Annotated in this window: 23 protein-coding genes and 1 riboswitch; of the genes, 20 read left to right on the forward strand and 3 right to left on the reverse strand. The window is 31.7% G+C overall.

Features of this window, described 5'->3' with window-relative positions:
* The 3 genes from KHB02_RS10700 to KHB02_RS10710 form a co-directional block, all read right to left on the reverse strand.
* On the reverse strand, positions 1 to 2,076 hold a 2,076-nt coding region (locus tag KHB02_RS10700), incomplete at its 3' end, for a pectate lyase family protein (RefSeq protein ID WP_241113809.1).
* 589 nt (positions 2,077 to 2,665) lie between these two features.
* The gene (locus KHB02_RS10705) at positions 2,666 to 2,806 is read right to left on the reverse strand and encodes an anti-repressor SinI family protein (RefSeq protein WP_213144400.1); all 141 of its coding nucleotides are present in this window, start codon (positions 2,804 to 2,806) and stop codon (positions 2,666 to 2,668) included.
* A gap of 28 nt (positions 2,807 to 2,834) precedes the next feature.
* Positions 2,835 to 2,919: riboswitch (cyclic di-GMP riboswitch) on the reverse strand.
* Between the two features lie 207 nt (positions 2,920 to 3,126).
* Positions 3,127 to 3,477, reverse strand: coding sequence for a helix-turn-helix domain-containing protein (locus KHB02_RS10710; protein WP_213144401.1), 351 nt, complete (start codon positions 3,475 to 3,477; stop codon positions 3,127 to 3,129).
* Between the two features lie 1,280 nt (positions 3,478 to 4,757).
* Between KHB02_RS10710 and KHB02_RS10715 the strand changes: the two genes are divergently transcribed.
* The 20 genes from KHB02_RS10715 (at position 4,758) to KHB02_RS10805 (ending at position 24,950) form a co-directional block, all read left to right on the forward strand.
* Positions 4,758 to 5,480, forward strand: a complete 723-nt coding sequence (locus KHB02_RS10715) for a YveK family protein (RefSeq protein WP_213144402.1) — start codon at positions 4,758 to 4,760, stop codon at positions 5,478 to 5,480.
* Positions 5,429 to 6,130 (forward strand): CpsD/CapB family tyrosine-protein kinase, encoded by a 702-nt coding sequence (locus KHB02_RS10720; protein ID WP_213144403.1) that lies wholly within the window; start codon positions 5,429 to 5,431, stop codon positions 6,128 to 6,130. The genes KHB02_RS10715 and KHB02_RS10720 overlap by 52 nt, the downstream gene beginning before the upstream one ends.
* Before the next feature lie 387 nt (positions 6,131 to 6,517).
* Positions 6,518 to 8,347: a polysaccharide biosynthesis protein gene (locus KHB02_RS10725; protein WP_213144404.1), complete on the forward strand. Its 1,830-nt coding sequence runs from the start codon at positions 6,518 to 6,520 to the stop codon at positions 8,345 to 8,347.
* A 41-nt stretch (positions 8,348 to 8,388) separates the two neighbouring features.
* On the forward strand, positions 8,389 to 9,057 hold the full coding sequence (locus KHB02_RS10730; RefSeq protein WP_213144405.1) for a sugar transferase: 669 nt from the start codon (positions 8,389 to 8,391) through the stop codon (positions 9,055 to 9,057).
* Positions 9,057 to 9,875, forward strand: a complete 819-nt coding sequence (locus tag KHB02_RS10735) for an aldolase/citrate lyase family protein (RefSeq protein WP_213144406.1) — start codon at positions 9,057 to 9,059, stop codon at positions 9,873 to 9,875. Before KHB02_RS10730 ends, KHB02_RS10735 begins: the two co-directional genes overlap by 1 nt.
* Positions 9,876 to 9,896: 21 nt before the next feature.
* Positions 9,897 to 10,823: an NAD(P)-dependent oxidoreductase gene (locus tag KHB02_RS10740; RefSeq protein WP_213144407.1), complete on the forward strand. Its 927-nt coding sequence runs from the start codon at positions 9,897 to 9,899 to the stop codon at positions 10,821 to 10,823.
* Positions 10,824 to 10,846: 23 nt separating this feature from the next.
* On the forward strand, positions 10,847 to 11,413 hold the full coding sequence (locus KHB02_RS10745; RefSeq protein ID WP_213144408.1) for a hypothetical protein: 567 nt from the start codon (positions 10,847 to 10,849) through the stop codon (positions 11,411 to 11,413).
* Positions 11,414 to 11,427: 14 nt separating this feature from the next.
* Positions 11,428 to 12,312: a 7-cyano-7-deazaguanine synthase gene (locus tag KHB02_RS10750; RefSeq protein WP_213144409.1), complete on the forward strand. Its 885-nt coding sequence runs from the start codon at positions 11,428 to 11,430 to the stop codon at positions 12,310 to 12,312.
* 19 nt (positions 12,313 to 12,331) lie between these two features.
* Positions 12,332 to 13,435, forward strand: a complete 1,104-nt coding sequence (locus tag KHB02_RS10755; RefSeq protein WP_213144410.1) for a glycosyltransferase family 4 protein — start codon at positions 12,332 to 12,334, stop codon at positions 13,433 to 13,435.
* 11 nt (positions 13,436 to 13,446) lie between these two features.
* Positions 13,447 to 14,832: a nucleotide sugar dehydrogenase gene (locus tag KHB02_RS10760; protein WP_213144411.1), complete on the forward strand. Its 1,386-nt coding sequence runs from the start codon at positions 13,447 to 13,449 to the stop codon at positions 14,830 to 14,832.
* Positions 14,833 to 14,835: 3 nt separating this feature from the next.
* On the forward strand, positions 14,836 to 15,825 hold the full coding sequence (locus tag KHB02_RS10765; RefSeq protein WP_213144412.1) for an SDR family oxidoreductase: 990 nt from the start codon (positions 14,836 to 14,838) through the stop codon (positions 15,823 to 15,825).
* Positions 15,810 to 16,940: a glycosyltransferase family 1 protein gene (locus KHB02_RS10770; protein WP_213144413.1), complete on the forward strand. Its 1,131-nt coding sequence runs from the start codon at positions 15,810 to 15,812 to the stop codon at positions 16,938 to 16,940. Before KHB02_RS10765 ends, KHB02_RS10770 begins: the two co-directional genes overlap by 16 nt.
* A 24-nt stretch (positions 16,941 to 16,964) precedes the next feature.
* Positions 16,965 to 18,281 (forward strand): glycosyltransferase family 39 protein, encoded by a 1,317-nt coding sequence (locus tag KHB02_RS10775; RefSeq protein WP_213144414.1) that lies wholly within the window; start codon positions 16,965 to 16,967, stop codon positions 18,279 to 18,281.
* 1 nt (position 18,282) lies between these two features.
* Complete coding sequence (locus KHB02_RS10780; RefSeq protein WP_213144415.1) at positions 18,283 to 19,557, forward strand: glycosyltransferase family protein; 1,275 nt, start codon at positions 18,283 to 18,285, stop codon at positions 19,555 to 19,557.
* Positions 19,558 to 19,729: 172 nt separating this feature from the next.
* On the forward strand, positions 19,730 to 20,758 hold the full coding sequence (locus tag KHB02_RS10785; protein WP_213144416.1) for a polysaccharide biosynthesis protein: 1,029 nt from the start codon (positions 19,730 to 19,732) through the stop codon (positions 20,756 to 20,758).
* Positions 20,755 to 21,516, forward strand: coding sequence for an NAD-dependent epimerase/dehydratase family protein (locus KHB02_RS10790; protein ID WP_213144417.1), 762 nt, complete (start codon positions 20,755 to 20,757; stop codon positions 21,514 to 21,516). Before KHB02_RS10785 ends, KHB02_RS10790 begins: the two co-directional genes overlap by 4 nt.
* A 269-nt stretch (positions 21,517 to 21,785) precedes the next feature.
* The gene (locus KHB02_RS10795) at positions 21,786 to 23,273 is read left to right on the forward strand and encodes a lipopolysaccharide biosynthesis protein (RefSeq protein WP_241113810.1); all 1,488 of its coding nucleotides are present in this window, start codon (positions 21,786 to 21,788) and stop codon (positions 23,271 to 23,273) included.
* 18 nt (positions 23,274 to 23,291) lie between these two features.
* Positions 23,292 to 24,017, forward strand: a complete 726-nt coding sequence (locus tag KHB02_RS10800) for a DUF2334 domain-containing protein (protein ID WP_213144419.1) — start codon at positions 23,292 to 23,294, stop codon at positions 24,015 to 24,017.
* Between the two features lie 52 nt (positions 24,018 to 24,069).
* Entirely contained in the window at positions 24,070 to 24,204 is a 135-nt protein-coding gene (locus tag KHB02_RS29760) for a hypothetical protein (protein ID WP_277398219.1), read from the forward strand.
* A 179-nt stretch (positions 24,205 to 24,383) separates the two neighbouring features.
* Positions 24,384 to 24,950: a YdcF family protein gene (locus KHB02_RS10805; protein WP_213144420.1), complete on the forward strand. Its 567-nt coding sequence runs from the start codon at positions 24,384 to 24,386 to the stop codon at positions 24,948 to 24,950.
* Positions 24,951 to 25,021: the final 71 nt, after the last annotated feature.

Below are 25,021 nucleotides of genomic sequence, written 5' to 3' on the forward strand. Positions count from 1 at the left end.
TAATTCTAAATATATTTCTGCTTCATTAGGTACGTTTGAGACTGTAACCGTCTTAGTGGTGGTTGTTGTGTTGTCCACAAAAAATTTTCGGCTAGGGCTAGAATTTAGATTTAAAGCGACAGTACTTGCTTGTACACTAACAGGAATGAGCCTTGTAAGTTGATTGTCATTTGCCAACTCCGTTACATAGAATCCCGCTGGCTTAGTTGCTACCGAAGTTGGCATATAGACAGCTACTAAAATCCTAACATCATTTCCATTCGGTTGTAGTGTATATGAATCCTGTTCGTTTACTTTTATTCCTGCCTGTTTAGATACAAATGTAATCGGTCTTTGTCCTCCAGTTTCAACTGCAAATAACTTAAATTTTGTTCCGGTATCTAATTTAAGTGTATAAGCATTTTTATCATCTGGATGATTCTGAATAGTGTTAATGATTAAGTCGTTGTATACTTCATTAGTAGAAGGAGGATAAGCCACAAATTTTTCTTTTGGAATACTTATTTTACCTCCTGCAATTACAGTAACACCTTCGGGTACCTTTGCTTCTCTAGTAGGAAACATGCTCTTAAAATTTTGACCCATTGGCTCAATTATTGTCATGTTTGATGATTGTGATTCTACTGCTACATCTGCCCATGTGTTGTTTTCAAAATAAGGCTTAATCAGTGTGGCTTGTTTCAGTGGAGAGTTTCTGTATTTCCTTGCTGCTAGAACTCCTATATAGTTATAATGTGCAGTCAAGCTCTCGAACGATGGACCATATACGTTAGTCATACGAACCCCAACGCCTTTATTGCTTACTATGTCCGCCATAGCGACTAATATTACTCCGCTACTTTCTCCACCAATATACATACCTCCGCCTTGTCTTAACTCAATGGTAGGTGTATTCGTAAAAGGATATAAAAATCCAATAGTATAAGTCAATGCTGTTGCATCTTCTGTATAGGAAACAACTGGATTTGGTTCACCATCAATTACAAATACGTATTTTAAGAAACTCTCACCTACACCATCTTCAAAAAGTGATTGGTTAAATGTCATATGAGTACTATCAACAAATTTACCAGTTATTGATTTAGTTAATCCATTTAATCTACTACGAACAAATCCGTACTGAGTTAAGTTAGCATTAAAATCATATGTCTCACAAAGTAATCCGTAAATGCGAGCATCATGAACATCTATATGTTCGAAAATGCTTCGCCCACCTCCATAATGCTCAATGCCATATAATTTCTGTTTCATGGCATCTACTTCCAACCAACCATTAAAATAGACACGCTGTTGGATTCGGATAACAGCCCTACCTGTTTTATTGGTTTTTATTACTGTCCTATTAAAGTGGTAAACCGTTTCTTTCGTGAAATGCAAAGTATCTACTATATAAGTCTTCGATCCAAATACAATAGGAAAACCGCTGTCAATAGCTGTCTGTATTGCGACTGTATCATCTGTCACACCATCCCCTACAGCACCAAAACTTTCAGCTGTTTTAGTATTAGTGTCTGCTACGGAAGCTCCTGGCTTCCAAATACCACCAGTATACTTTAATACATTTCCCTCTACTGGTGTAACAGTTGAAGTATCAACGTCAGTTAATCCATCTAGGGTTGATGCACCAGCAGATGTAGGAGTTGTCCATTCTAAATTTCCAGAAGCGGAGTTATAAGTTAGCACTTTACCAATATCACTTGAAACTGGTGCAACTAGTTTATCAAGTGTAGATTTATTAATATGAGTATGCAATTCAGTATAAGTGTGATTTCCTCCACCATTACCCGCAGGTACTCCAACCAATTTTTCATATACATAGAAATCAAATGGTCTGTCTGAAAACTTACGTCCATCTTCAAAAGTTGCTGTCCATTGATATTTATAAACTCCTTCAATCGTTAAATCAGAGGTTAATAACATAAATTGGCATTTCCCCGAAGGAATATCTAAAATTTCGGCAGTTTTAGTAATCAGCTCTTCGCCTCTTTTAACCGTCACAGTTATGGTTGCTCCGTCAAGATTCATGCCAGTATTAAAAGGAATAACCCTTCCGTTATCACCTTGGACGATTGTCATAAACAAATCTCCTTTCTGGTAAATTAAAAAGAACCCAAGTAGGACCCTTTTTTATACTATATGTTCATATACCAACGACGGTGCGCCCCTTGTCCAAATCAAACAACTAGATAAAGTTTTTATTGTTTGACAAATATGCATCCTTAAGCACATCCGGATAATTCCCTTCATAATGGTAAAGGAAATAACTTGTAATAGTTTCGGCATGTGTAATCGATTGAACTTCCTTTGCGGTAAACCGAAGTCAACAAGGCACAGGAAACCGTTTTTGCTTTCACCTTAAGATTAAACTCAAAATCTATCTGAAAGCTATACGGGAATTATACTTTTACCTGTTGAATTAATTCAAAATAATGTAGCAGTATTAATATTGGACGGACAAGTATCTACATCAACAGATTCTTCAAACACTGCCCTTTGGCGTGGACCGGGGTCTGGTTTTCTGCGCCCATAATCTGAAAAAGTGGGACCTATACTTAATAACAATGAAGGATAAAAAAGAGTGGGAATCCATGTAGGGATTCCTAAAAAAACAGACTAAAATCCTTCAAAAATAAGAACAAAATAAAAAACTGACCCAAAAGAGTCGTCATTCAACGACCTTTTGGGTCAGCCTCTTTTTATTAAGAAAGTCTCTAATTTCCTCAATTGATATGCCAAAATCCAGAGCTTCCTCAATAAGTTGTACCCATTCTGTATCTAGTTCTTTCTCACTAGAAACAGCAGCCATAATATAGCCCCCTTAAAATATGTACATTTTAGACAACTTAGCCATCATAGTTGAAAAACCTTAGACCTGTAGCTTTGAGTCCCAATCTTTCGAGAGGTTTGCCTTTATCGATGTAATGGTTTTGAAGTCCTGTTTATATTTTACTCTAAATGTTTTGTAAATCGAACAACCGAAATTCCAAAAATTTCAACATGTGTAAAAATTGTAAATCTGATAAAGTGATATATAAAAATTAAAATATTTAGTTAAAAGTAGTAGTTAGACGATGTTCGCATTTCATAAAATCGCTTTATCGTATTTATAATAGAAACTGAAACTCCTTATTGATTTTTTTCCCAAATTTTGAATTTAATATAGTTTATATATTCCCTAAAATCTTCTTTATTGATCCCTTCTTCAATTGCTTTCTCAATCATGTTCCTCCACTCTTTATCTAATAATTTATCACTACTGCTGTTAGGACCATCTGCTTGGTCCAGCCCTGTAAGCAAATATTCAATCGATACATTCAAAGGCTTGGCAATCTTCATTAAAAAATGTATAGAAGGATTTTTATTTAGATTCCGTTCTATGTAACTCAAATAAGATTTGGAGACATTCGCCAGCTCTGCGAGTTCAGTAATGGAATATTTCTTTTGTTCCCTTATGTTTTTTATTCTTTCTCCGATCATAAATTTCTCCTTATAAAATTTATATGCTCTCTTCTAATAAGTTGTATTAAAAAGAGTCCTTTGGATTGATGTACAGTATTTTGAAAAAGTCCTGAAATGCAAACAAGAATAATATATTATTCTCTTTTTTCATATACGCAAAAAATTTGATGTTATTCCTATTATAATTGATAAACGGTTCTATTTAAAGAACAAATTCGTGTGAGAAAAGGAGCATTTTTAATAAAAAACAAGAAAAATGGTTCTAACACCAGAAAAATCAAAGAAATTTAAGCCATTAAAGATTTTGTATTTTTTAAAAAAACTATTATAATGTTCTTAATGACGAATAACTTATATAAGGATGATTAAAACGGAAAAGATTTGATTCATATTTAATACTTCAGTCGGGTCCATCACTTTTATTTTAGTATAGTTATAAAATTGAAAAAATAAATAGATGAATAAATTTTATAAATCTGAGCACATGCTGGCTAAATGAAAAACAAAAAAAGAAATACTCCCCAAAATGTTGAAATAGTAAGAGTACCAAACAAACATGGATAGTATTCTATAAGGGATGTCAAGAAAAACAGTGAAGAAAAAAATGATTTCTGGTATCTATAAGGTGAATCTTGCTGTAGGCACAAAGAGCCAATATATTCTTCAGTTAACCATTAGTTAAGGAAGCATAAATGATGGTAAAGCTGTTATCGCATTATTAAAGGGATGTTGGAAATTTCCAATTTGTATTTGTATACATTATGGAACTATGGATGCAGGATAAGATTTAGTTGCGGCTTCTCACAAATCCATCAAATGGGCGCTCATTCAAAATTGCATATAACAAGCGGGGGGGGGGGGTGAAATCAAAGGCTTTGATCAGTACTTCACACCAAGTTGTGTACGTGAGCATTTACATTGCTACCATAGCTATGACTCCATATACAGAACATTAAAATAAGTAAGAACAAAAGAGAGTAAAAACGGTCCTTTAGCCAATAGTGAACTATTCCAAGAAATTTATTAAAGGGAAATTGAATCTGCCCTGAGGAAGTATGCACCAACAACTGTGGCTCAAAAATTGGAAATTCCCTTTTACTGAGAGAACAGCTGTTGAAGTGTAATGTATATTTAAAAGAGTTTTCCAATGAACCATGTTCACCATAGTAAAGTGAAAAAACAATATTACATTTTAATTTAGTTACAATTTTGTACTTTACAAAAAAAAAATGCTATGTTAAAGTTCTTTATATAGAACGATAAATTCTTTATAATGTTGGATTCTTAAGGAGGTCTCCATGGGGGATAATTTTGATTTAAAAGATTTTTTGCTAATTATCCGTAAAAAAATTTTGTTCATAATTTCTTTAGTAATTTTAGCATCTGTTTTAAGTGCATATTATTCATACAATTTTTTAACTCCACAGTACCAGGCTGCAACCCAAATACTAATAAAGAGTGGAGGAAGTAATGGAGAAAAGGACAATCAATATATTAGTACCTATAAAGAAATTATTAGATCTTCTAAAATACTAGATATTGTTGCCGGGAAACTAGGTAATTATTCTAGCCCACAATTAAGACAAAAGGTTCAAGTTTCATCTTCTAATTTATTACTAATTATTTCAGCAACAGATTCTGATCCACAGGAAGCTGCTAAAATAGCGAATAAAGTTGCAGAGGTATTTATTAATGAGAATCCTTCTATATTAAACCTTAGTGGTGTTGAAATTTTAATACCTGCATCAACATCTGATAATATCTCTCCAGTTAGTCCTAGTCCCATAAGAAATATTGCTATTGCAATAGCACTGGCATTGTTTATAGGGATTGTAATTACCTTCTTGCTTGAATTTTTTAACAATTCAATAAAAGATGAGGATGACATTAAGAGAAATTTAAATGTACCTGTTTTAGGAGTTATATCAAAATATAATCGGAATTTAAAAGCTAGGGAGGTGCGAAAACAGTGGTCCAATCAAAAAAAGGTAGAAAAGTCAAATCAAATAAACTTGAGTTAATAACTAAATATATCCCTAAGTCATTTATTTCTGAACAATATAAGACTCTTCGAACAAATATTACTTTTTCAGGAAAGGATTCAACTATTCGATCTATTACCGTCTCCTCGCCTTTAAATGGGGAAGGTAAATCAACAATTTCAAGTAATTTAGCTGTTGTTTTTTCCCAACAAGGCAAAAAAATATTAATTGTCGACGCTGATCTTAGAAGACCGAGCCAGCATCATATATTCAAACTTTCAAATTCTGTAGGACTATCTGATGTAATAAATAAACAAACAGATTTAAAGGTGACTATCCAGGAGACGGATATAGATGGATTATTCGTATTGACAAGCGGAGGACAACCGCCAAATCCATCGGAGCTACTAAGTTCAGAAGCAATTGACCAATTTTTAGCAGATGTTTATAAGTTGTTTGATATGGTCATATTTGACACACCTCCTATACTAGCTGTAACTGATGCGCAGTTAATGGCAAATAATACAGATGCATCGATCCTAGTTATAGAAAGTGGTTCTACGGATATAAAAAGTGCCAGCCAAGCAATAGAAATACTTTCATCTACAAAGGGTAGATTTTTAGGCACTGTATTAAATAAAAAAAAGTTTAATAAAAAGGGGAATTATTACAATTACCTTGTAAGGTAAAAAATTTTTTACCAACTAATTCTTTAAAAAGAACGTTATAGTTACTTATAAGATTATTGAACTTTGTTTTCGGTGATGTCTTCTGACCGTTATAAATGAAGGCACTCGGCTATGCTGTGGGACGGTTTAACTGTCCTTAGACATGATTGTCAGTAGTGTAGTGTGAGGACGGGTTTGATGCCCATTTTAATTTAATTATAATTGAAATATTAATTGGTATTTAAAAATGTTTAATGATAGAACATCGATGAATTGTGTTTTATCATTAGATATTTTTAACCAATAAGCAACAAGGTCTCATTTTTTATAAGTTAATTGTAATGAAATATGACAAATGGGTGATATTTTACGAAGTGTTAAAGATGAGTAGAAGAGGGGACGTTTGAGGTGACATATGGAAAAAGACTTGTTTTGTTAGCAATATTAGATTCATTAATTGTTATAACATCTATTTTCGTCAGTATGATTATTATAAAAACAGATATTAATGTTTTCTTAACTCCAACTTTGTTTTTTTCAATTCTCATATTATTAATATTCCATCATGTATGTGCATTTATTTATCGCTTATATCATAGAGCATGGGCATACGCCAGTGTAGGAGAATTAATAGCTATTACTAAAGCTGTTTCATTTTCAATCCTCCTAACAGTATTTACCCAATTATTATTTTTTGAAGAAACGAATTTGAGAGTATTGGGTATTACTTGGATGTTCCATATTTTACTTATCGGAGGCTCCCGTTTTAGTTGGAGAATCTTTAAAGACCATTATATAAAACAAAAGGTACAAGTGAAACGAACGCTAATTGTCGGGGCTGGCTCGGCAGGAACGATGATCGCTAGGTATATTTTAAACAATAATGATACTGTAATGAAGCCGATTGGTTATGTTGATGATGATCCGAAGAAAATAAATCTAGACTTTTTTGGTTTGCCCATGTTAGGTAAAATAAGTCAAATCCAATCAATCGTAGAAAGTAATCGTATTGAGGTTATTATCATAGCCATACCATCATTAAAAAAAACTGAACTTAATATAATTTTTAAAGAATGTACTAAAACAAAAGCAAGAGTACAAATTATGCCTAAGATTGAAGATATAATGACCGGAAAAGTTTCGGTAAGTAGTTTTCGCGATGTTCAAGTACAAGACCTTTTAGGAAGAGAACAGGTGCAATTAGAAATGAATTTAATCTCTGAAAAATTATCAGGGAAAACTGTACTTGTGACTGGTGCTGGAGGTTCTATTGGGTCTGAAATTAGTAGACAGGTATGTGAATTTCATCCCCAAAAAATATTACTCCTTGGGCATGGTGAAAATAGTATTTATCAAATTGATATGGAATTACGACGTAAACATCTATCAGAATTTGAAATAATTCCAATTATAGCAGATATACAAGATCGAAGCAGGATTTTTGAGGTGATGAGAGAACACCATCCTGATGTTGTCTACCATGCAGCTGCTCACAAACACGTTCCTTTAATGGAATATAATCCAAAAGAATCAATAAAGAATAATATATTAGGGACAAAAAATGTTTCTGAAGCTGCAGGGTTTTATGGTGTGGATACATTTGTACTAGTTTCCTCCGATAAAGCTGTAAATCCAACCAATGTAATGGGTGCGACTAAACGTTGTGCAGAACTTATAATTCAAGAACTTAATCAGAAATATATTACGAAATATGTGGCTGTCCGATTTGGAAATGTATTAGGAAGTCGTGGCAGTGTAATACCATTATTTAAGAAACAAATTGAAGAAGGTGGTCCAATAACTGTCACCCATCCAGATATGACACGTTACTTTATGACAATTCCCGAAGCATCACGTCTTGTTATTCAAGCAGGTGCATTGGCGCGCGGTGGTGAAATCTTTGTCCTTGATATGGGCGAACCGGTTAAAATAAAAGATCTAGCTGAAAACCTCATTAAGTTATCTGGATATTCAATCGAGGAGATAGGAATTGAATATACAGGAATTCGTCCTGGAGAAAAAATGTATGAAGAATTACTAAATGAAAATGAAGTTAGTTCCCAACAGATATTTCCAAAAATTCACATTGGAAAAGCTATGTTACATGGGCAAGAAGAGTTGAAAAAATTAATAAGCGAATTTAATGAACTAAGTTCATTGGAAGTTAAAGAAAGATTGCTAGCAATCTCTAATGTATCAAAGCTAAGGGCCAATGTTGAACGAGTAGCGGTAAATTAATACTGTGCCATCGTTTACTCAAATCCGAGAGGTTGTGAGACATGAAGCATTATTTAAAAGTTAAGAGAATAGTAGATATAATTTTATCGTTTATTGGTTTACTAGTATCTTTTCCACTGATGGTTGTTATTTCAATTGCAATAAAACTTGATTCCAAGGGACCAATTTTATTTAAACAAGAAAGACTAGGATTAAACGGAAAATTGTTTCATATGTATAAATTTCGCTCTATGGTTGTGGGAGCAGAAAAAGGCGGAGTTTATGAAACAAAGGGAGACCCAAGGGTAACGAGAGTTGGCAAATTTATTAGGAAAACTAGTTTTGATGAATTTCCCCAGTTTTTCAATATTTTAAAAGGTGATATGTCTTTAATTGGACCAAGACCAACTTTGCCCTATCATCCATGGCCCTTGGAACAATATTCTGATGAACAAATTATCAGATTTAAAGTTCGACCAGGTATAACGGGTTGGGCACAAATTAATGGCAGGAAAGATTTGACTTGGGGAAAAAGGATTCAATTTGACGTTGAATACGTTCAAAATGTATCCTTTTTTTTTGATTTAAAAATATTCTTAAAAACAATTATTAAGGTTGTCATGATGAAAGACAACCTTAATATTGGAGAAACTGAACAAATTAAAGACCGGAGTTTTTATACGGAAAATACGGAACTTGCCACTACAAATGAAGAAGGTGAGTTGGATTAATGTCACTAAAATTAATGTATATCACGAATAATGAAAAAATTGCAAAAATAGCAGAATGTCATGGCGTTGATTGGATTTTTATTGATTTGGAGATTAATGGTAAAACAGAAAGGCAGGGACATTTAAATACTGTTATTTCAAGACATAGCGTTGATGATGTCGTTAGAATCAAGAAAGTATTATCAAAATCACAATTATTAGTAAGAGTAAATCCAATTTTTAATGGATCGAAAGATGAAATTGATAGAGTAATAGAAGGTGGAGCAGACATTGTCATGCTCCCTTTTTTTAAATCAAAAGAGGAAGTAAAGATTTTTATTGATTATGTGCGTGGTCGTGCACAAGTTTGTCTTCTCTGTGAAACCCCGGAAGCAGTTGTACATATTGACTCTATTTTAGAGGCAGGTGCAATTGACTATATTCATATTGGCTTAAATGATTTGTATCTTGGTTATAAAATGAAGTTTATGTTTGAACCTTTAGCAAACGGCACAGTAGAAATGCTTTGTAATAAATTCAAAACGAAGGGAATCAAATTTGGATTTGGCGGAATAGCACAACTTGGTCGAGGTACGCTGCCTGCGGAGAATATCATAGCTGAACACTATCGTCTAGGCTCGACAATGACCATTTTGTCTAGGAGTTTTTGTGATTCAAAACTTATTTTAGATATTGATAAAATAAATGAAACAATGAAAAACGGAATAAAGAATATTAGAGATTATGAAGATTATTTAAGTAAAAAAGAAGACCATTTTTTTAATGAAAATCGGGAAATAGTAGTGAATAAAGTGTTAAGTTTGTATGCAAGAAATTAATAACTTAACGGGGAATATAAAATGAATTTATTATTAACTGGAGCTTATAGCTATAGTCAAACTCAAATAAAATTACTTGAATCCTTAGGTCTGAAGATTGTGTATATACAAGATGAAAGAATACCTTTGGGGTTTGATGTTTCAGATATTGACGCTGTTGTCTGTAATGGACTATTTCTTTATAATGAAATATCAAAATTTAAGAGCCTTAAGTTTATTCAGCTTACTAGTGCAGGAATAGAACGGGTTCCAATAGATTATATAAAAGAAAATAATATAATTATTTGCAATGCCAAAGAGGTTTATAGTAATTCTATAGCCGAATTTGTGATTTTAAAAGTCCTGGAAATATTCAAAAAAAGCCGTTATTTTTATAAGCTTCAAGAAGAGTGTAGATGGGAAAAACAAAGAGACCTGTTAGAATTAACGGATAAATATGTATCAATTATCGGTTATGGTGATATTGGAAAAGCAGTAGCGTATCGACTAAAACCTTTTGGTGTAAAGCTTATTGGTGTTGGACGGCGGCCCATTCAATCGGATTTAATTGATGAATATTATCTAATCGATCAGTTGGAAGAAGTTTTATGGAAAAGCGATATAATTATTTTGACAGTTCCATTGACTAAGCAAACATTCCATTTAATTAACGAACATATGTTGAATCAAATGAAAAATAATAGTGTGTTGGTCAATATCTCCCGTGGAAGTATCATTGATGAACGTGCATTATTCCATTTTGTGAATAATGGAAAATTTTTAGGGGTAGTCCTTGATGTATTTGAGGAAGAACCCCTTCCTCGGACAAATCCATTATGGGGCATGGAAAGAATTATAATCACACCTCATAACTCATATGTTTCTGATAAAACCAATGCTAGACTTTTTTCAATAATTGTAAACAATTTGAAGAATTTTATTCAGAATAGACAATTGAAAGAATTGTAATACTCGAGGTAGGGGGAGCCCATTTGGAAACATATGAAATACAGAATATGTTAGATAATGATCAACAATTTCAAAAGTTAATCTTTAGAAGAGGCTATTTAATATCCACAAAAAAATTAAAGAATGGAAATTGCTTTCCGTTCTATAATCATTGGTCCGAGACTAAAATTAACGATTATTTTTTGTATTTACATGAAGATCAGAAAAAGTTTATTTTAAAAAAATCCGGTAGAGCATTTATTTTAATTGGGCATGCCTATAACCCTTGGGATGATATTGATGACGAAAATCTAATATTGAGCAACTTGGCCGAAGTATACGAAACTAGAAAAACGAATTTTTTTAATGAATTAAGTAAAGTAACAGGTGTATTTGTAATTTTTATTATTGAAAATAATAGTTTTATCGCTGTCCAGGACAGTGTTGGTATTATGCCACTTTTTTATTCTTATCATAATAAACAAATATTTTACTCTTCGCATTCACAGCTAATTGCAGATATATGTAAATATAATATGGACCCAGATATAGAAAGGATAGTTAATTCAAAATTTTACTTATTTGGAATAAGACATTTACCCAATCTTTAATGGATCATTCTGAAGTGATAGATACCATTAGTAACATATTAAAAAATAGTATGAGATTGATTTCAAAGAAATTTAAGGCCTCAATATCACTGACAGGTGGTATAGATAGCAAAATGACATTAGCAGCTGCAAAAGACTTTTATCAAAGTTTTAGATATTTTAGCTTTTATTCAACACAAGCCGAAGAAAAAGATGCGCTTGCTGCAAATAAAATATGTAAAGAATTAACGTTGGAACATAAAGTTTATAAGGTTCCCCAAACAAACGAAGAGATTGGAAACTTTAATTTACTATCGCAGATCATAGATCATAATTCAGCATATATAAAAAAACATAAAGAAACAGAATTACGAAAAATAATTCATTTATATCAGGAAAGTGAAATTGAAATGGAAGTAAAATCGCATGTTTCTGAAATAGGAAGAGCATTTTATTATAAGAAACTGGGTAAAAAAATATTACCAAGGCCTATATCACCAAGACATATGAGCAATTTATATAAAAGAAATATGTTTAATAGAGAAACATTAAGGTATATGGACAATGCATTTCTAGAATTCATTCAAATGACTGATTTTGGAAAATCCTTTAAAAATCGATACGATGAATCAGATATGTTTTATTGGGAGCATCGTATGAGTCAATGGGCATCCTTGGTTAAACAGGATTTCGATTTCTCTCACAATACAACCATTATCTATAATAATAGACAACTGTTAGATTTGTTTATGAATTTTACATTAGAGGACAGAATTAACGATAATCCGCAGAAAGAAATAATTGAGGGGTTAAATCCAAAATTATTTGATTTGAATATAAAAAATGATAATGCAATGAAAAACAAGAAACGTATAATACTTGAAAAAGTATTTTTTGAATTAAATTCATTGATACCATAAAGAAAGGAAAACATATAAAGTGAAATTTATATTAATATCGCCAAAAAATCGAACCATTTATAATTTTAGAGGCGATTTGATCAAGGAAATAAGGTCTAAAGGTTATGAAATAATCGTTACGGGGCCAAACTTGGATAATATTGATAAAGTAAAAGGGCTCGGAGTTAGATTTGAATTAATTCCTTTAAATAAAACAGGACTTAATATTTATGAGGATCTAAAATATCTTATTCGGCTTATTAAACTTTTCAGAAGTGAAAAACCTGATATCACACTTGGATATACGATTAAACCAGTTATTTATGGGAGTTTAGCTGCAAAATTTTCGGGTGTTAAGAATATTTATTCAATGGTAACTGGTGCTGGTTATGTTTTCACAGCGAAAACTTTAAAAGCAAATATAATAAAATACTTTGCCTCGCTTCTCTATCGAATTGGTTTTCGATGTTCAAAGAAAGTAATTTTTCAAAATAATGATGATATGGAAGAGTTTATCAAAAATAATTTAATAAAAAAAGATAAATGTGAACTAGTAAATGGTTCAGGGGTTAACATGGATAAATATCCACCTGTAGATTTCCCTGAAACATTTACTTTTTTTATGCTTTCAAGGGTACTACATAGTAAAGGAATTAGAGAATACCTGGAAGCAGCAAAAAAAGTGAAAGAAAAATACCCGGATGTTCGATTTATGCTTCTTGGAGCTGTTGAAAATATACAAGATTCACTAAAAAGACAAGAATTAGACCCATATATAGAAAATGGAATTATTGATTATTTTGATGAGACGAATGATGTAGCAAGTTTTTATAAACAATGTTCAGTATATGTACTTCCTTCCTACAGAGAGGGCACACCTCGGACGGTACTTGAAGCAATGGCAATGGGAAGACCGATTATTACTTCAGATGCCCCTGGATGCAGAGAAACGGTTATTGAGGAAAAAAATGGTTTTTTAGTACCGGTTAAAAACAGTGATTTATTGGCTAACAAAATGGAATGGTTTATACAACATCAGGATAAAATTCATGACATGGGTCGAGCAAGCTATGAATTATGTCGTGGAAAGTTTGATGTTAACAAAGTAAACGAAGAGATGTTAAAACATATGAGTATAAAATGAGGGATGCTATTATGAATCTTTATGAAAAGATTATTAATAAACAAGAAAAAATCTCTTTACTTGGACTAGGGTATGTTGGTATGCCGATTGCGGTAGCTTTTGCGAAGAAGGTGAATGTTATTGGGTTCGACTTGAACAAGGAAAAAATAGAGTTATATAAATCCGGTAAGGATCCTACGAAGGAAGTTGGGGATGAAGTAATAAGCAATACAACAGTAGATTTTACTTCAGATGATACAAGATTGAGAGAATCAAAATTTCATATTGTTGCGGTACCGACACCAGTAAAAGAGGATCGTACTCCGGACCTTTCCCCTATAGAATCAGCGAGTCGGCTATTAGGGAAAAACCTGACAAGAGGTTCTATTGTCGTGTTTGAATCAACCGTTTACCCTGGGGTTACGGAGGATGTGTGTGTTCCTATATTAGAAGAAGAATCAGGATATAAATGTGGGGTGGACTTTAAAGTTGGATATTCTCCGGAACGAATTAATCCTGGAGATAAAATTCACCGATTAGAAAATATTATTAAAATTGTGGCCGGAATAGATGAAGAAACCCTTGATATTATAGCAAAAGTTTATGAATTAGTTGTTGAGGCAGGCGTACATAGAGCAGAAAGTATTAAAGTTGCCGAGGCTGCGAAAGTGATAGAGAACTCCCAACGTGATATAAATATTGCTTTCATGAATGAGCTTTCAATCATATTTAACAAAATGGGGATAGACACAAAAGCTGTATTAGAAGCGGCGGGTACAAAATGGAATTTTCTTAGTTTTTCACCGGGGTTAGTCGGAGGCCATTGCATTGGAGTCGATCCTTATTATTTAACATATAAGGCGGAACAATTGGGTTATCACTCTCAGATTATTCTCTCAGGAAGAAAAATTAATGATGATATGGGTAAGTATGTTGCAGAAAATACAGTTAAGAAAATGATTAGAGCAAATAAACCAATCAATGGTGGAAAAGTAGCTATTTTGGGGGTTACGTTTAAGGAAAATTGTCCAGATGTTCGTAATACAAAAGTCATCGATATTATTAAAGAGTTAGAGGAATACGGATTGGATGTAATGGTTGTCGATCCAGTAGCAGACCGGGATAATTTGTGGAATGAATATCGAATCAATCCTTATACCATTGAGGAAATTAAGGGGATTGATGCAGTGATTTTTGCGGTTGCACATGATGAGTTCAAGAATATAAAACTTGAAATAATCAAAAATATGTTTACAAAAGTTAATAACAGCTATTTGGAAATTATGCAAGAAATTGCAGCTGCATCCGAGGAAATTACGAATTTTTCCGGCGAAAATGAAGGTGTGCTTATTGATATAAGGGGTTTATTTGATCGTAAAGAGGCTGAAGAATTAGGATTTATATATTGGAGGCTATAATAGATGGGCTATGCAGATATAAAGTTTTCAGAAGGTTCGAAATTCCTTGTGACTGGTGCAGCGGGATTCATTGGTTCCAATTTAGTTGAGGCAATTTTAAATCTCGGCTATAAAGTTAAGGGATTGGATAACTTTTCAACTGGAAAAAAGGAAAATATTGAGTTGTTTATTGGTAATCCGAGATTTGAGTTAATAGAAGGGGATATAAGGAATTTTGAAATCTGCATGGATGCATGTTTGGGAGTAGATTTTGTATTGCATCAGGCTGCTTGGGGAAGTGTTCCGAGAAGTATTGAAATGCCACTAATATACGAAGAAATCAATATTAAAGGATCACTTAATATGCTAGAAGCATCTAGACAAAACCATGTCAAAAAATTTGTCTATGCTTCCAGTTCTTCTGTTTATGGGGATGAACCAAATTTGCCCAAAAGGGAAGGTCGGGAGGGAAACTTACTTTCTCCCTATGCACTCACTAAAAGGGTAAATGAGGAATATGCAAAACTATATTCAAAATTGTTCGGTTTACACACATATGGATTACGGTATTTTAATGTATTTGGTAAAAGGCAGAATCCAAATGGAGCATACGCAGCGGTAATTCCGAAATTCACCAGTCAAATATTAAATGATGAAAGACCAACGATTAACGGAGATGGGCTCCATAGCAGAGATTTCACTTATATCGAGAATGTCATTGAGGCTAATTTAAAGGCATGTTTGGCTTCTCAAGAAGCTGCAGGGGAAGTATATAACATTGCGTATGGCGGCAGGGAATATCTCATTGATGTTTACAAACAACTTTGTAATGCACTTGGTAAAAATATTGAACCAATTTTTGGCCCTGAGAGAAAGGGGGATGTACGACACAGTAACGCAGATATTTCTAAAGCGGTTGCCATGTTGAACTATCAGCCTGACTGGAGTTTTGATAAAGGGATATTAGCTGCAATAAAATGGTATAAGGAGAATTTAGTATGTCTCAGCCAATAAGAATTCTACAAGTTTTTGCACAAATGAATAGAGGCGGTGCAGAAACTATGATTATGAATTTATATCAGAATATTGATCGCTCTAAAATTCAATTTGATTTTATCGTTCATACAGATGAGAAATGCGCGTATGATGATGAAATATTGAAACTAGGAGGGAGAATATTTCGAGTACCAGCATATTGTGGAAAAAATCATTTTAGTTATATTAAGGTTTGGAAAAAATTTTTTGAAGAGCACAATGAGTTCAAAATCATTCATGGCCATGTCAGAAGTACAGCTTCAATCTATCTTAAAATAGCAAAGAAAAGAGGTTTAACAACTATTGCACATAGTCATAGTACTTCCTCTGGCAAAGGGTTAAAAGCAATGTATAAAGATTTTTTGCAATATGGGATTCGATATACAGCCGATTACTTTTTCGCATGTTCTAAACCCGCAGGAGAATGGTTGTTTGGAAAAGAAAAACTAAAAAAGGAAAATTTCTTTATATTAAATAATGCAATTGATATAAAGAAATTTATTTATAACCAGGAGCTTAGGTCTAGAAAAAGAAAAGAATTTAATATTGAAGATAGGTTTGTTATTGGACATATCGGTAATTTTACTATTCCTAAAAATCATAATTTTATAATTGATATATTTAAATTGATACATGAAATAAAACCTAAAACCGTTTTGATGTTAGTAGGAGATGGTAGTCTGAGACCTTCAATTGAGAGAAAAATTCATAGCCTAGGGTTAATGAATCATGTTATTTTAACTGGGGTCCGTACCGATATTTCTGAATTACTACAAGCAATGGATATTTTTGTGTTTCCCTCGCTATATGAAGGTTTAGGGATCGCAGTTATTGAAGCGCAGGCTGCAGGTTTACCTTGTATCATTTCAAATAAACTGCCTAATGAAGTTATGATAACAAACTTAGTAAAAAAACTTTCTATCCATGACCCTGTAGATAGATGGAGTGAAGAAGTTTTAAGAGTGTCAAATGGTTATGTTCGTGAAAATAAATTTGATGAGATATTTATAGCTAAATATGATGTAAATGATAATGTAAAGTGGTTAGAAAGGTTTTATATTACACAATATGGAAAGTCAATAATTTATAGTTAACATTATTTATTTGGAGGTAGAAAGTTGTCCTTTCCTTTATTGAGAAATATTAATCAAATATCCCCAATCCTAATCATATATATACTTCTAACATTTATAGCATCAAGTATAACGAATGCACCTGTACATTCAATTGCTTTTTGTTATATTCTAATTTTATTCTTTTTTTTAAATAATATAAAATTGCTAAGAAAAAGAAATTACCAGATTATTTACACTATTCTTTTCGCTGTTACTAATAGCCTCTTAATATACCAAGCTACAAACAAAAATTTACCTTTGGGCGGAGTTGATTGGTGGAATTTTAATAATCAGGCAATGGCCCTTTTGAATGAATCACATAATTTGGTAAGTTTTTTATTAAACGAAAATAATTTGTTTTCAAAATTAGTAGCAATTATTTATTTAATTTTTGGACCCAATACTGAACAAATATATTTTTTTATTTTCTTAACTTCATTGCTAGTTTTTAATTATATATATAAGACAGCATATTTATTGCTTAATAATAATAATAAAGCCAGTTTAGCTGCTCTCATATGGTCAATATGGCCAAGTGAGATTATTCATTCAATTACATTTCTAAGAGAGATGCCTATTCAACTATTTTTTATTATGTCTTTATATTATTTTATTAGCTTTATAAACAAACGAAATATTTTATTTTTCTTCCTTGCAATTGCATTTTCTATATTTACTGCTATGATGCATTCAGGAATGATTGGTGTAGTAGTATCTTATCTATTTATAGGTGTTTCGATTTTGGGAAATAAAAGATCGTCCATGTTCAGCCCAGTTAGGATAACCATTTTTATTGCCGTCGTAATGGTTCTCGTTAATTCACCAATTGGAGAAGCAATGACTTTAAAATTTCAAAATATTGATTCAATAGATGATGTTATTGATAAAAAGCAAAGAGTTGAGGGAAACACTGCGTATATTACTAGCACACCACAGAATAGTATGGATCTACTTTTACAGACACCATATCGGTTATTAATGTTTGCTCTTGCTCCATTACCGTGGCAGGTTTATAGTTTTGGAACATTATTATCATGGATGTTAGATGGTCTTTTAAGAATTGTGGTTGTTTGGAAATTATTTGAGTTTTTTAAGCTTTTCAAACCCAATAGTGAAAATGAGCATGTATATAAATATTTATTTATATTAATTGTTATTTTTACCTATCTTATCTTTTCATGGGGTACCCAAAATTATGGAACTGCAATAAGACATAGGTTGAAGATTTTTCCAATGGAAATAATATTAATTTTTCCTTATTTAGAAATGGTCAAAAGTAGAATGAGCTTTAAAAATAAACTTAAAGGAGGGGGAGCGTAGTATGGAAAAAAGGCATATTTTATTTATGTTAGAAATGTATTACCCTAAGCCAGAACCTAACGGAATAGTGGTTCATCAGGTGGCCAAAGAATTAATTAAACTAGGATATCAAGTACATGTTATTTCTTATAGGATACCGGGATATCCTAATGAAGATCAATATGACGGAGTATTTATCCATAGAATAAAAAAACGCATGTTCTATAAATTAAGGGAATATGGAGAAAATAATATAAACACTATTAAAGGAAAAATTAGTTATAAACTTGCAAAAATTATTAATAAAATTAAAAAACTAATATATTTGCCATGGTTTCCACTTGCTTCCCCTACAACTGTTATTAGATATTACAAGAAAGCTAGTTTGTTGCATAAAAAATATAAATTTGATTGTGTTATAGGTGTTTTTGACCCAAACGACTGTCTTTATGCTGGTGTTTTATTTAAAAATCGTTTCAAAGATGTAAAATATGGTTCTTATATATTAGATTCATTAATTTATTTATCAGGTCAAAATTACTTACCGAAAAGGCTAAAAGAAAAATTGACTTGGAAGTTTGAAAAAATGGTTTATGAAAACTCTGATATTGTATTTAATATGGAGTGTCATAGAAGGCATCATCTAGGCGGTAAATACGAGCCATTTCAGACTAAAATGAAGTTTCTGGATATCCCACTTTTCATTCCTAAAAAGGTCAAAATGGACAAAAGGTTATTTGATACTGAAAAAAGACATCTAGTGTATATGGGTTCATTATTTAGGGGGTTCAGAACCCCAGATTATATTTATAGAATCTTTAAAAGTATTAATCACAAGGATGGATATCAATTACATTTCTACACAAGGGGTAGTTGTGAAGAAGATTTATTGAATTATCAATATGAAACTGGTGGAGCAGTTATAAGACATGGATTTGTAGAACATTCTCAAATAAATAACATTATAGCAAACGCTGATTTCCTTATTAATCTTGGAGTTTCTAACTCAACAGCCATTTCAAGTAAAATATTCGATTATATGTCAACAGGAAAACCAATCATTCATTTTTATTATAATGATGATGATGTAAATCTAAGTTATTTTGAAAAATACGAGTTAAGTCTAATGATAAAAATGGATGAATCTCTATTTGAAGTTAATGTAGATAAAGTGCGGAACTTTTTAACGATATCATATGGCAAAACAATTGAAAGTGATACTCTTCTAGATATTTTTTATGTAAATACACCTATGTATTCTGCAAGCCAGTTTGATAATTTAACACAGAGCATATAAATATTGAGAAATCTGACTTCAAATACAATCTTAAATTTGAATCTCCTCGAAAATTTTTGAGGAGATTTTTTATTGAAATTATCCTGACGAATCAATTTAATATTGTTTTTTAATTAATTGTGTTGAAGATGGGATAAATATTAAAATATCGAGAATAAGGGGAGATTTTTATATGTTTAAAAATAAAACACTGTTAATAACGGGTGGAACTGGTAGTTTTGGTAATGCAGTATTAGACAGATTTTTAGCATCAGATATTGGTGAGATAAGAATATTTTCCAGAGATGAGAAAAAACAAGATGATATGAGGAAAAAGTACAATAACAATAAAATAAAATTTTACATTGGTGATGTAAGAGATTCCGAAAGTATAAAGAATGCTATCTATGGAGTTGATTATGTCTTTCATGCTGCAGCATTAAAACAGGTTCCTTCATGCGAATACTTTCCACTTGAAGCAGTAAAAACTAATATCCTTGGAACAGATAATGTTCTTACAGCCGCAATTTCTGAAGGTGTCAAAAAAGTGATTTGTTTGTCTACCGATAAAGCTGCATATCCAGTGAATGCAATGGGAATTTCAAAAGCAATGATGGAGAAAGTCTATACATCCAAATCAAGATTTATTTCACCAGATAAAACATTAATATGCGGTACCCGCTACGGAAATGTAATGTGCTCAAGAGGCTCAGTAATACCTTTGTTTATTCAGCAAATAAAAGATGGTCAAAATTTAACTGTAACTGATCAAAATATGACACGTTTTATGATGAGCTTAGACGAAGCAGTGGATTTAATTGTATATGCATTCCACAATGCAAAACAGGGAGACATTATGGTTCAAAAGGCTAGTTCATGCTATATTGGCGATTTGGCCCAAGCTTTAAAGGAAATATTTAATGTAGATAATAAAATTGACATTATAGGAACACGCCACGGGGAAAAACAATATGAGGTCCTTTTAACGAAAGAAGAGTCAGCAAAGGCGATTGATATGGGAGATTTTTATAGGGTACCGTCTGATAATAGGGATTTAAATTATACAAAGTACCTTGAGGAAGGCTCAATACTTCTAACTCATTCCGTTGAATATAATTCAAATAATACAAAAATTCTTACCAAAGATGAATTGAAAGATAAATTACTAAACTTAAAAGAAATTCAAGAGGAATTATTGACATGGAAGGCATATGTAGGATGAATATATTAATCACAGGGGATAAAGGATTTATTGGAAGAAATTTAATTGAAGCTTTAGAGAGTTTTCAGAATATCCATATTTTTAGATGGAACCGGGATACCAACCCAGAATTGTTAGATTCTTACCTAAAAAAATGTGATTTTATTTTTCATCTTGCAGCTGTTCATCGTCCGATTGATGAATCTGAATTTGAAAAAGTAAATCATATATTCTTCGATAATATCCTTAACATTCTAAGGAAACATAACAATAACTGTCCTATATTACTCGCGTCTACTATACATGCAGAATCTGCAAACACTCCATACGCTAGGAGTAAAATAGCAGCAGAAAGGGCACTCCTAACTCATGCAGATATTATGAATTCCAGGGCAATAATATACAGATTAACAAATACTTTTGGTAAATATGCTTTACCTAATTACCATTCGGTCGTAGCTACATTTTGCTACAATGCTATAAATAATTTACCCTTAGTCATAAGTAATCCTGATCATGTAATGAATTTTTATTATATTGAAGATTTAGTCTCATCTTTTATTTCTCATATTCATAATATTATCAGTCCGGAACAAAATGGTTTTTATTCGCTCCCTAAAGAATTAGAGTACAAAGTGACAGTGAAGGAATTAGCACAGAAAATAAAAGATTTTAAATTTAAAGACAAGGATGAAGTTCGTGAGATGTTAACGGATGAATTTTCAAAAAAGCTATATAAGACATATATAAGTTATCTCGAAACCCTAGCTATGAAATAATTTTTAAAACAGTTTAATGATATAAAATTAGATTTTGAGAAGCTTTTGAAGCTTCCGCATTATTTCGCAAGAAAATTGATGATACAGTAGAAAGATATACTTGACTTATAAATCAAAGGATATAAGGTATGATGTGAACTAATGCTTAGATTACTACTATATTTGAAAAAATTAATTGGAATCCGCCTCAGATGTCAGACAAAATCTTTTCAGGTTCCAGGAGGGGTTTATTAAGTGTTTGGGGTTTCAATATTGACGAGGGAAAAGAAATGCAATCTAATCTAAAAAACAAAGTAATTTTATCATTAATTTGGAAACTCTTAGAACGGGGCGGAACACAGGGGATTCAATTTATTCTTCAAATTATCTTAGCAAGGCTTCTTCTGCCAAAAGACTTTGGTCTAATCGTGTTAGTTACAATATTTATTACAGTAGCAAATGTTTTTGTTCAAAGTGGATTAAACACAGCCCTTATTCAGAAAAAGAATACAAATGATTTAGATTATTCATCCGTATTTTATTTTAATATTATTGTTGCATGCATTTTATATTTCATAATTTATTTGTGTGCCCCCTTAATAGCAAATTATTTCTCCGAACCTGAATTGGTTACTATATTAAGGGCTTTATCTATTACCCTAATAATAGGGGCATTTCAATCGATTCAAAATGCAATTATTGCAATAAGAATGCTATTTAAATTGCTCTTACAGAGCAGTTTATTTTCAATAGTCATTTCAGGTACACTCGGCATTGCAATGGCTTATTTAGGTTTTGGTGTATGGTCATTGGTTATACAACAAATAACAAATACATTTTTAGTTACATTAATTCTTTTTTTAACATTAAAATGGAGACCAAAGTTAATCTTCTCATTAGAGCGATTACGAGAGCTATTTAAAAACGGGTGGAAAATATTAGGGGCATCGTTAGCTGAAGCTATTTATACAAATTTACGAAGCCTTATAATCAGTAAAATGTTTACTGCTGATATTCTTGGTTTTTATAATAGGGGGAAACAATTTCCTGCAATTGTAGTTACGAATATTAATGGTTCAATTTTAGATGTGATGCTACCAACATTTTCATCACAGCAAGATAATATTCAAAAGGTAAAGGAAATATTAAGGAGATCCATTGCGAGTAGTTCTTTTATTGTTTTTCCAATGATGATTGGCATGGCAGTAATTGCTGAGCCATTAACATATTTATTACTGACAGAAAAGTGGCTGCCTGCGGTACCTTTTCTACAAATATACTGTTTAATTTTCGCGTTATGGCCTTATCAAACTGCTCATATGCAAGCCGTTATTGCTATTGGACGCGGTGATATTTATTTAGCTAGAGAAGTAATAACAAAAATCATTGGCCTTGTTATTTTAGGAATAACCTTGTTTTATGGAGTAAATGGGATAGTTATAGGTGAGTTTTTAAGTAGCATATTAGCGACCATTCTTTTTTCAAGTCCAAACATAAAATTATTAAACTATAGTTATAAGGAACAGTTTAAAGATATAATACCATCTTTAGCAATATCACTTTTAATGGGATTAGTTGCTTTTAGTATAAAATGGATGGGTCTTTCTATGTTGCACACACTAATTATTCAACTTGCGGTTGGAATTGTAGTATATTTTGGACTCGCGATGATTTTTAAAATAGAAGTCTATCGCTACTTAATTAATACGGTTAAACAAATGATTAATAAAGGAAAGATAACAAGTACTGAAAATATAATTTTTAAAAAAAATATTTAAGTTTGGGAGAATTGAACCTTGTACCTTATTAGGTTAGATGATGCATCTGAATATATGGATGTTGAAAAGTGGGGAAAAGTTGAAAAATTATTAGAAAAATATCATATAAAACCAATAGTTGGAATAATTCCGAAAAACCAGGATACAGACTTAGTCAATAAATATAAATTTAATCCATTATTTTGGGATATGGCGAGAGAATGGCAAACCAAAGGATGGGAGATTGCCTTACATGGGTATACTCATGTTTTTTGTTCCAATAGTGGTGGCATCAATCCTGTTAACTATCGGTCTGAATTTGCAGATATTCCTTTGGAAGATCAAAAGAAAAAAATTTCAAAGGGTATTAAGATTTTTGAAAAACATGGTTTATATGCAAGAGTATTTTTTGCCCCGGCACATACTTTTGATATGAATACACTAAAAGCTTTAAGACAAGTAACTGATATTAGAATTATTAGTGATACTATAGCTAACGATATTTATAAATATGATGGGTTTTATTTTATACCGCAGCAATCTGGAAAAGTTCGTAAACTACCCTTTAAAGTAACGACCTTTTGTTATCATCCAAATACAATGAAAGAGCAGGATTTTATTACGTTAGAAAATTTCTTAATTAAATATAGACATGAATTTGGAGGCTTTACTGATCTAAACTTTAAAGATAAAAGTAATGGTTTCTACGATAAGATTTTGCGGAGCGTTTATTTCTCAATTAGGAAAATAAGGACAATCTTTTAATATTAGTGCTATAGCAATAGGTACTCTAGATTTTCCTTTGGAGGAGAGAAAGATGAACGAATCAGATAAACAAGAGGAACTAAAGGAATTATTAATTAAATCCTATATACAGGCATACACAAACAAAGATATTACTATACGTGACTTGTTATATTTAATAACTGAAAAATTGAATAAACTAGTGTAAAACAATGCTTGCTGATATTGGTTTATTAATTAAATATTTAATGTTCATTTAATTTAATAGAGTCATAAAGGAAATGAATCGGGTGATAATTTCAGTAAAAAAAATCCTATTTTTTTGTTCTTCAATTAAGCTGCCATTTTTTGAGTTATTAAAGCCGTATTATTTTAAGGAATAAAAAAATGAAAAAAATATTGAGATTAATTGTTATTATGTTTGTTCTATTGTTAATCATAGTCCTTTTTTCGGGATTTGGGAAAAAATATTTAATTGTTGATGAAGAACCTAAAAAGTCCGACGTTATTATTGTTTTAAGTGGAGGACCGGGTCGCTTGTATAAGGCAGCGGAACTATATAAAAAAGGATATTCTGATTATGTATTACTATCAAGAGCGTATGTAGATGGTTTGTACCCAGAGGTAGCACAAAATTTGGGGATTCCAATAAACAATTTAATATTTGATGAAAATGCAACCAGCACATATACAAGTGCCGTATATTCTAAGAATTTAATGGAGATATATGAATTTAATTCTGCAATAGTTGTTTCAAATGACTACCACATGAGGAGAACAAAATTATCTTTTGACAGGGTCTTCTCAAATACTGGAGTAGAAATAACGTATGTTGCAACAAAATCACTTAATGATTACTGGTTTCTTAATAAAGTAGAATTCAAAAGGATTTTTACAGAATGGATTAAGTTAGTTGGATATTATTTTAAATTCTATAAGTTTTTAGATCTTTAAAAGATTAGATTGTTTTACAAAAAAACAAAATAAACGGTTGCGTCCCTTTTATAAAACATGCTATATTCTTA

The organism is Neobacillus citreus (assembly GCF_018343545.2).
Lineage (GTDB): Bacteria > Bacillota > Bacilli > Bacillales > Cytobacillaceae > Neobacillus > Neobacillus citreus.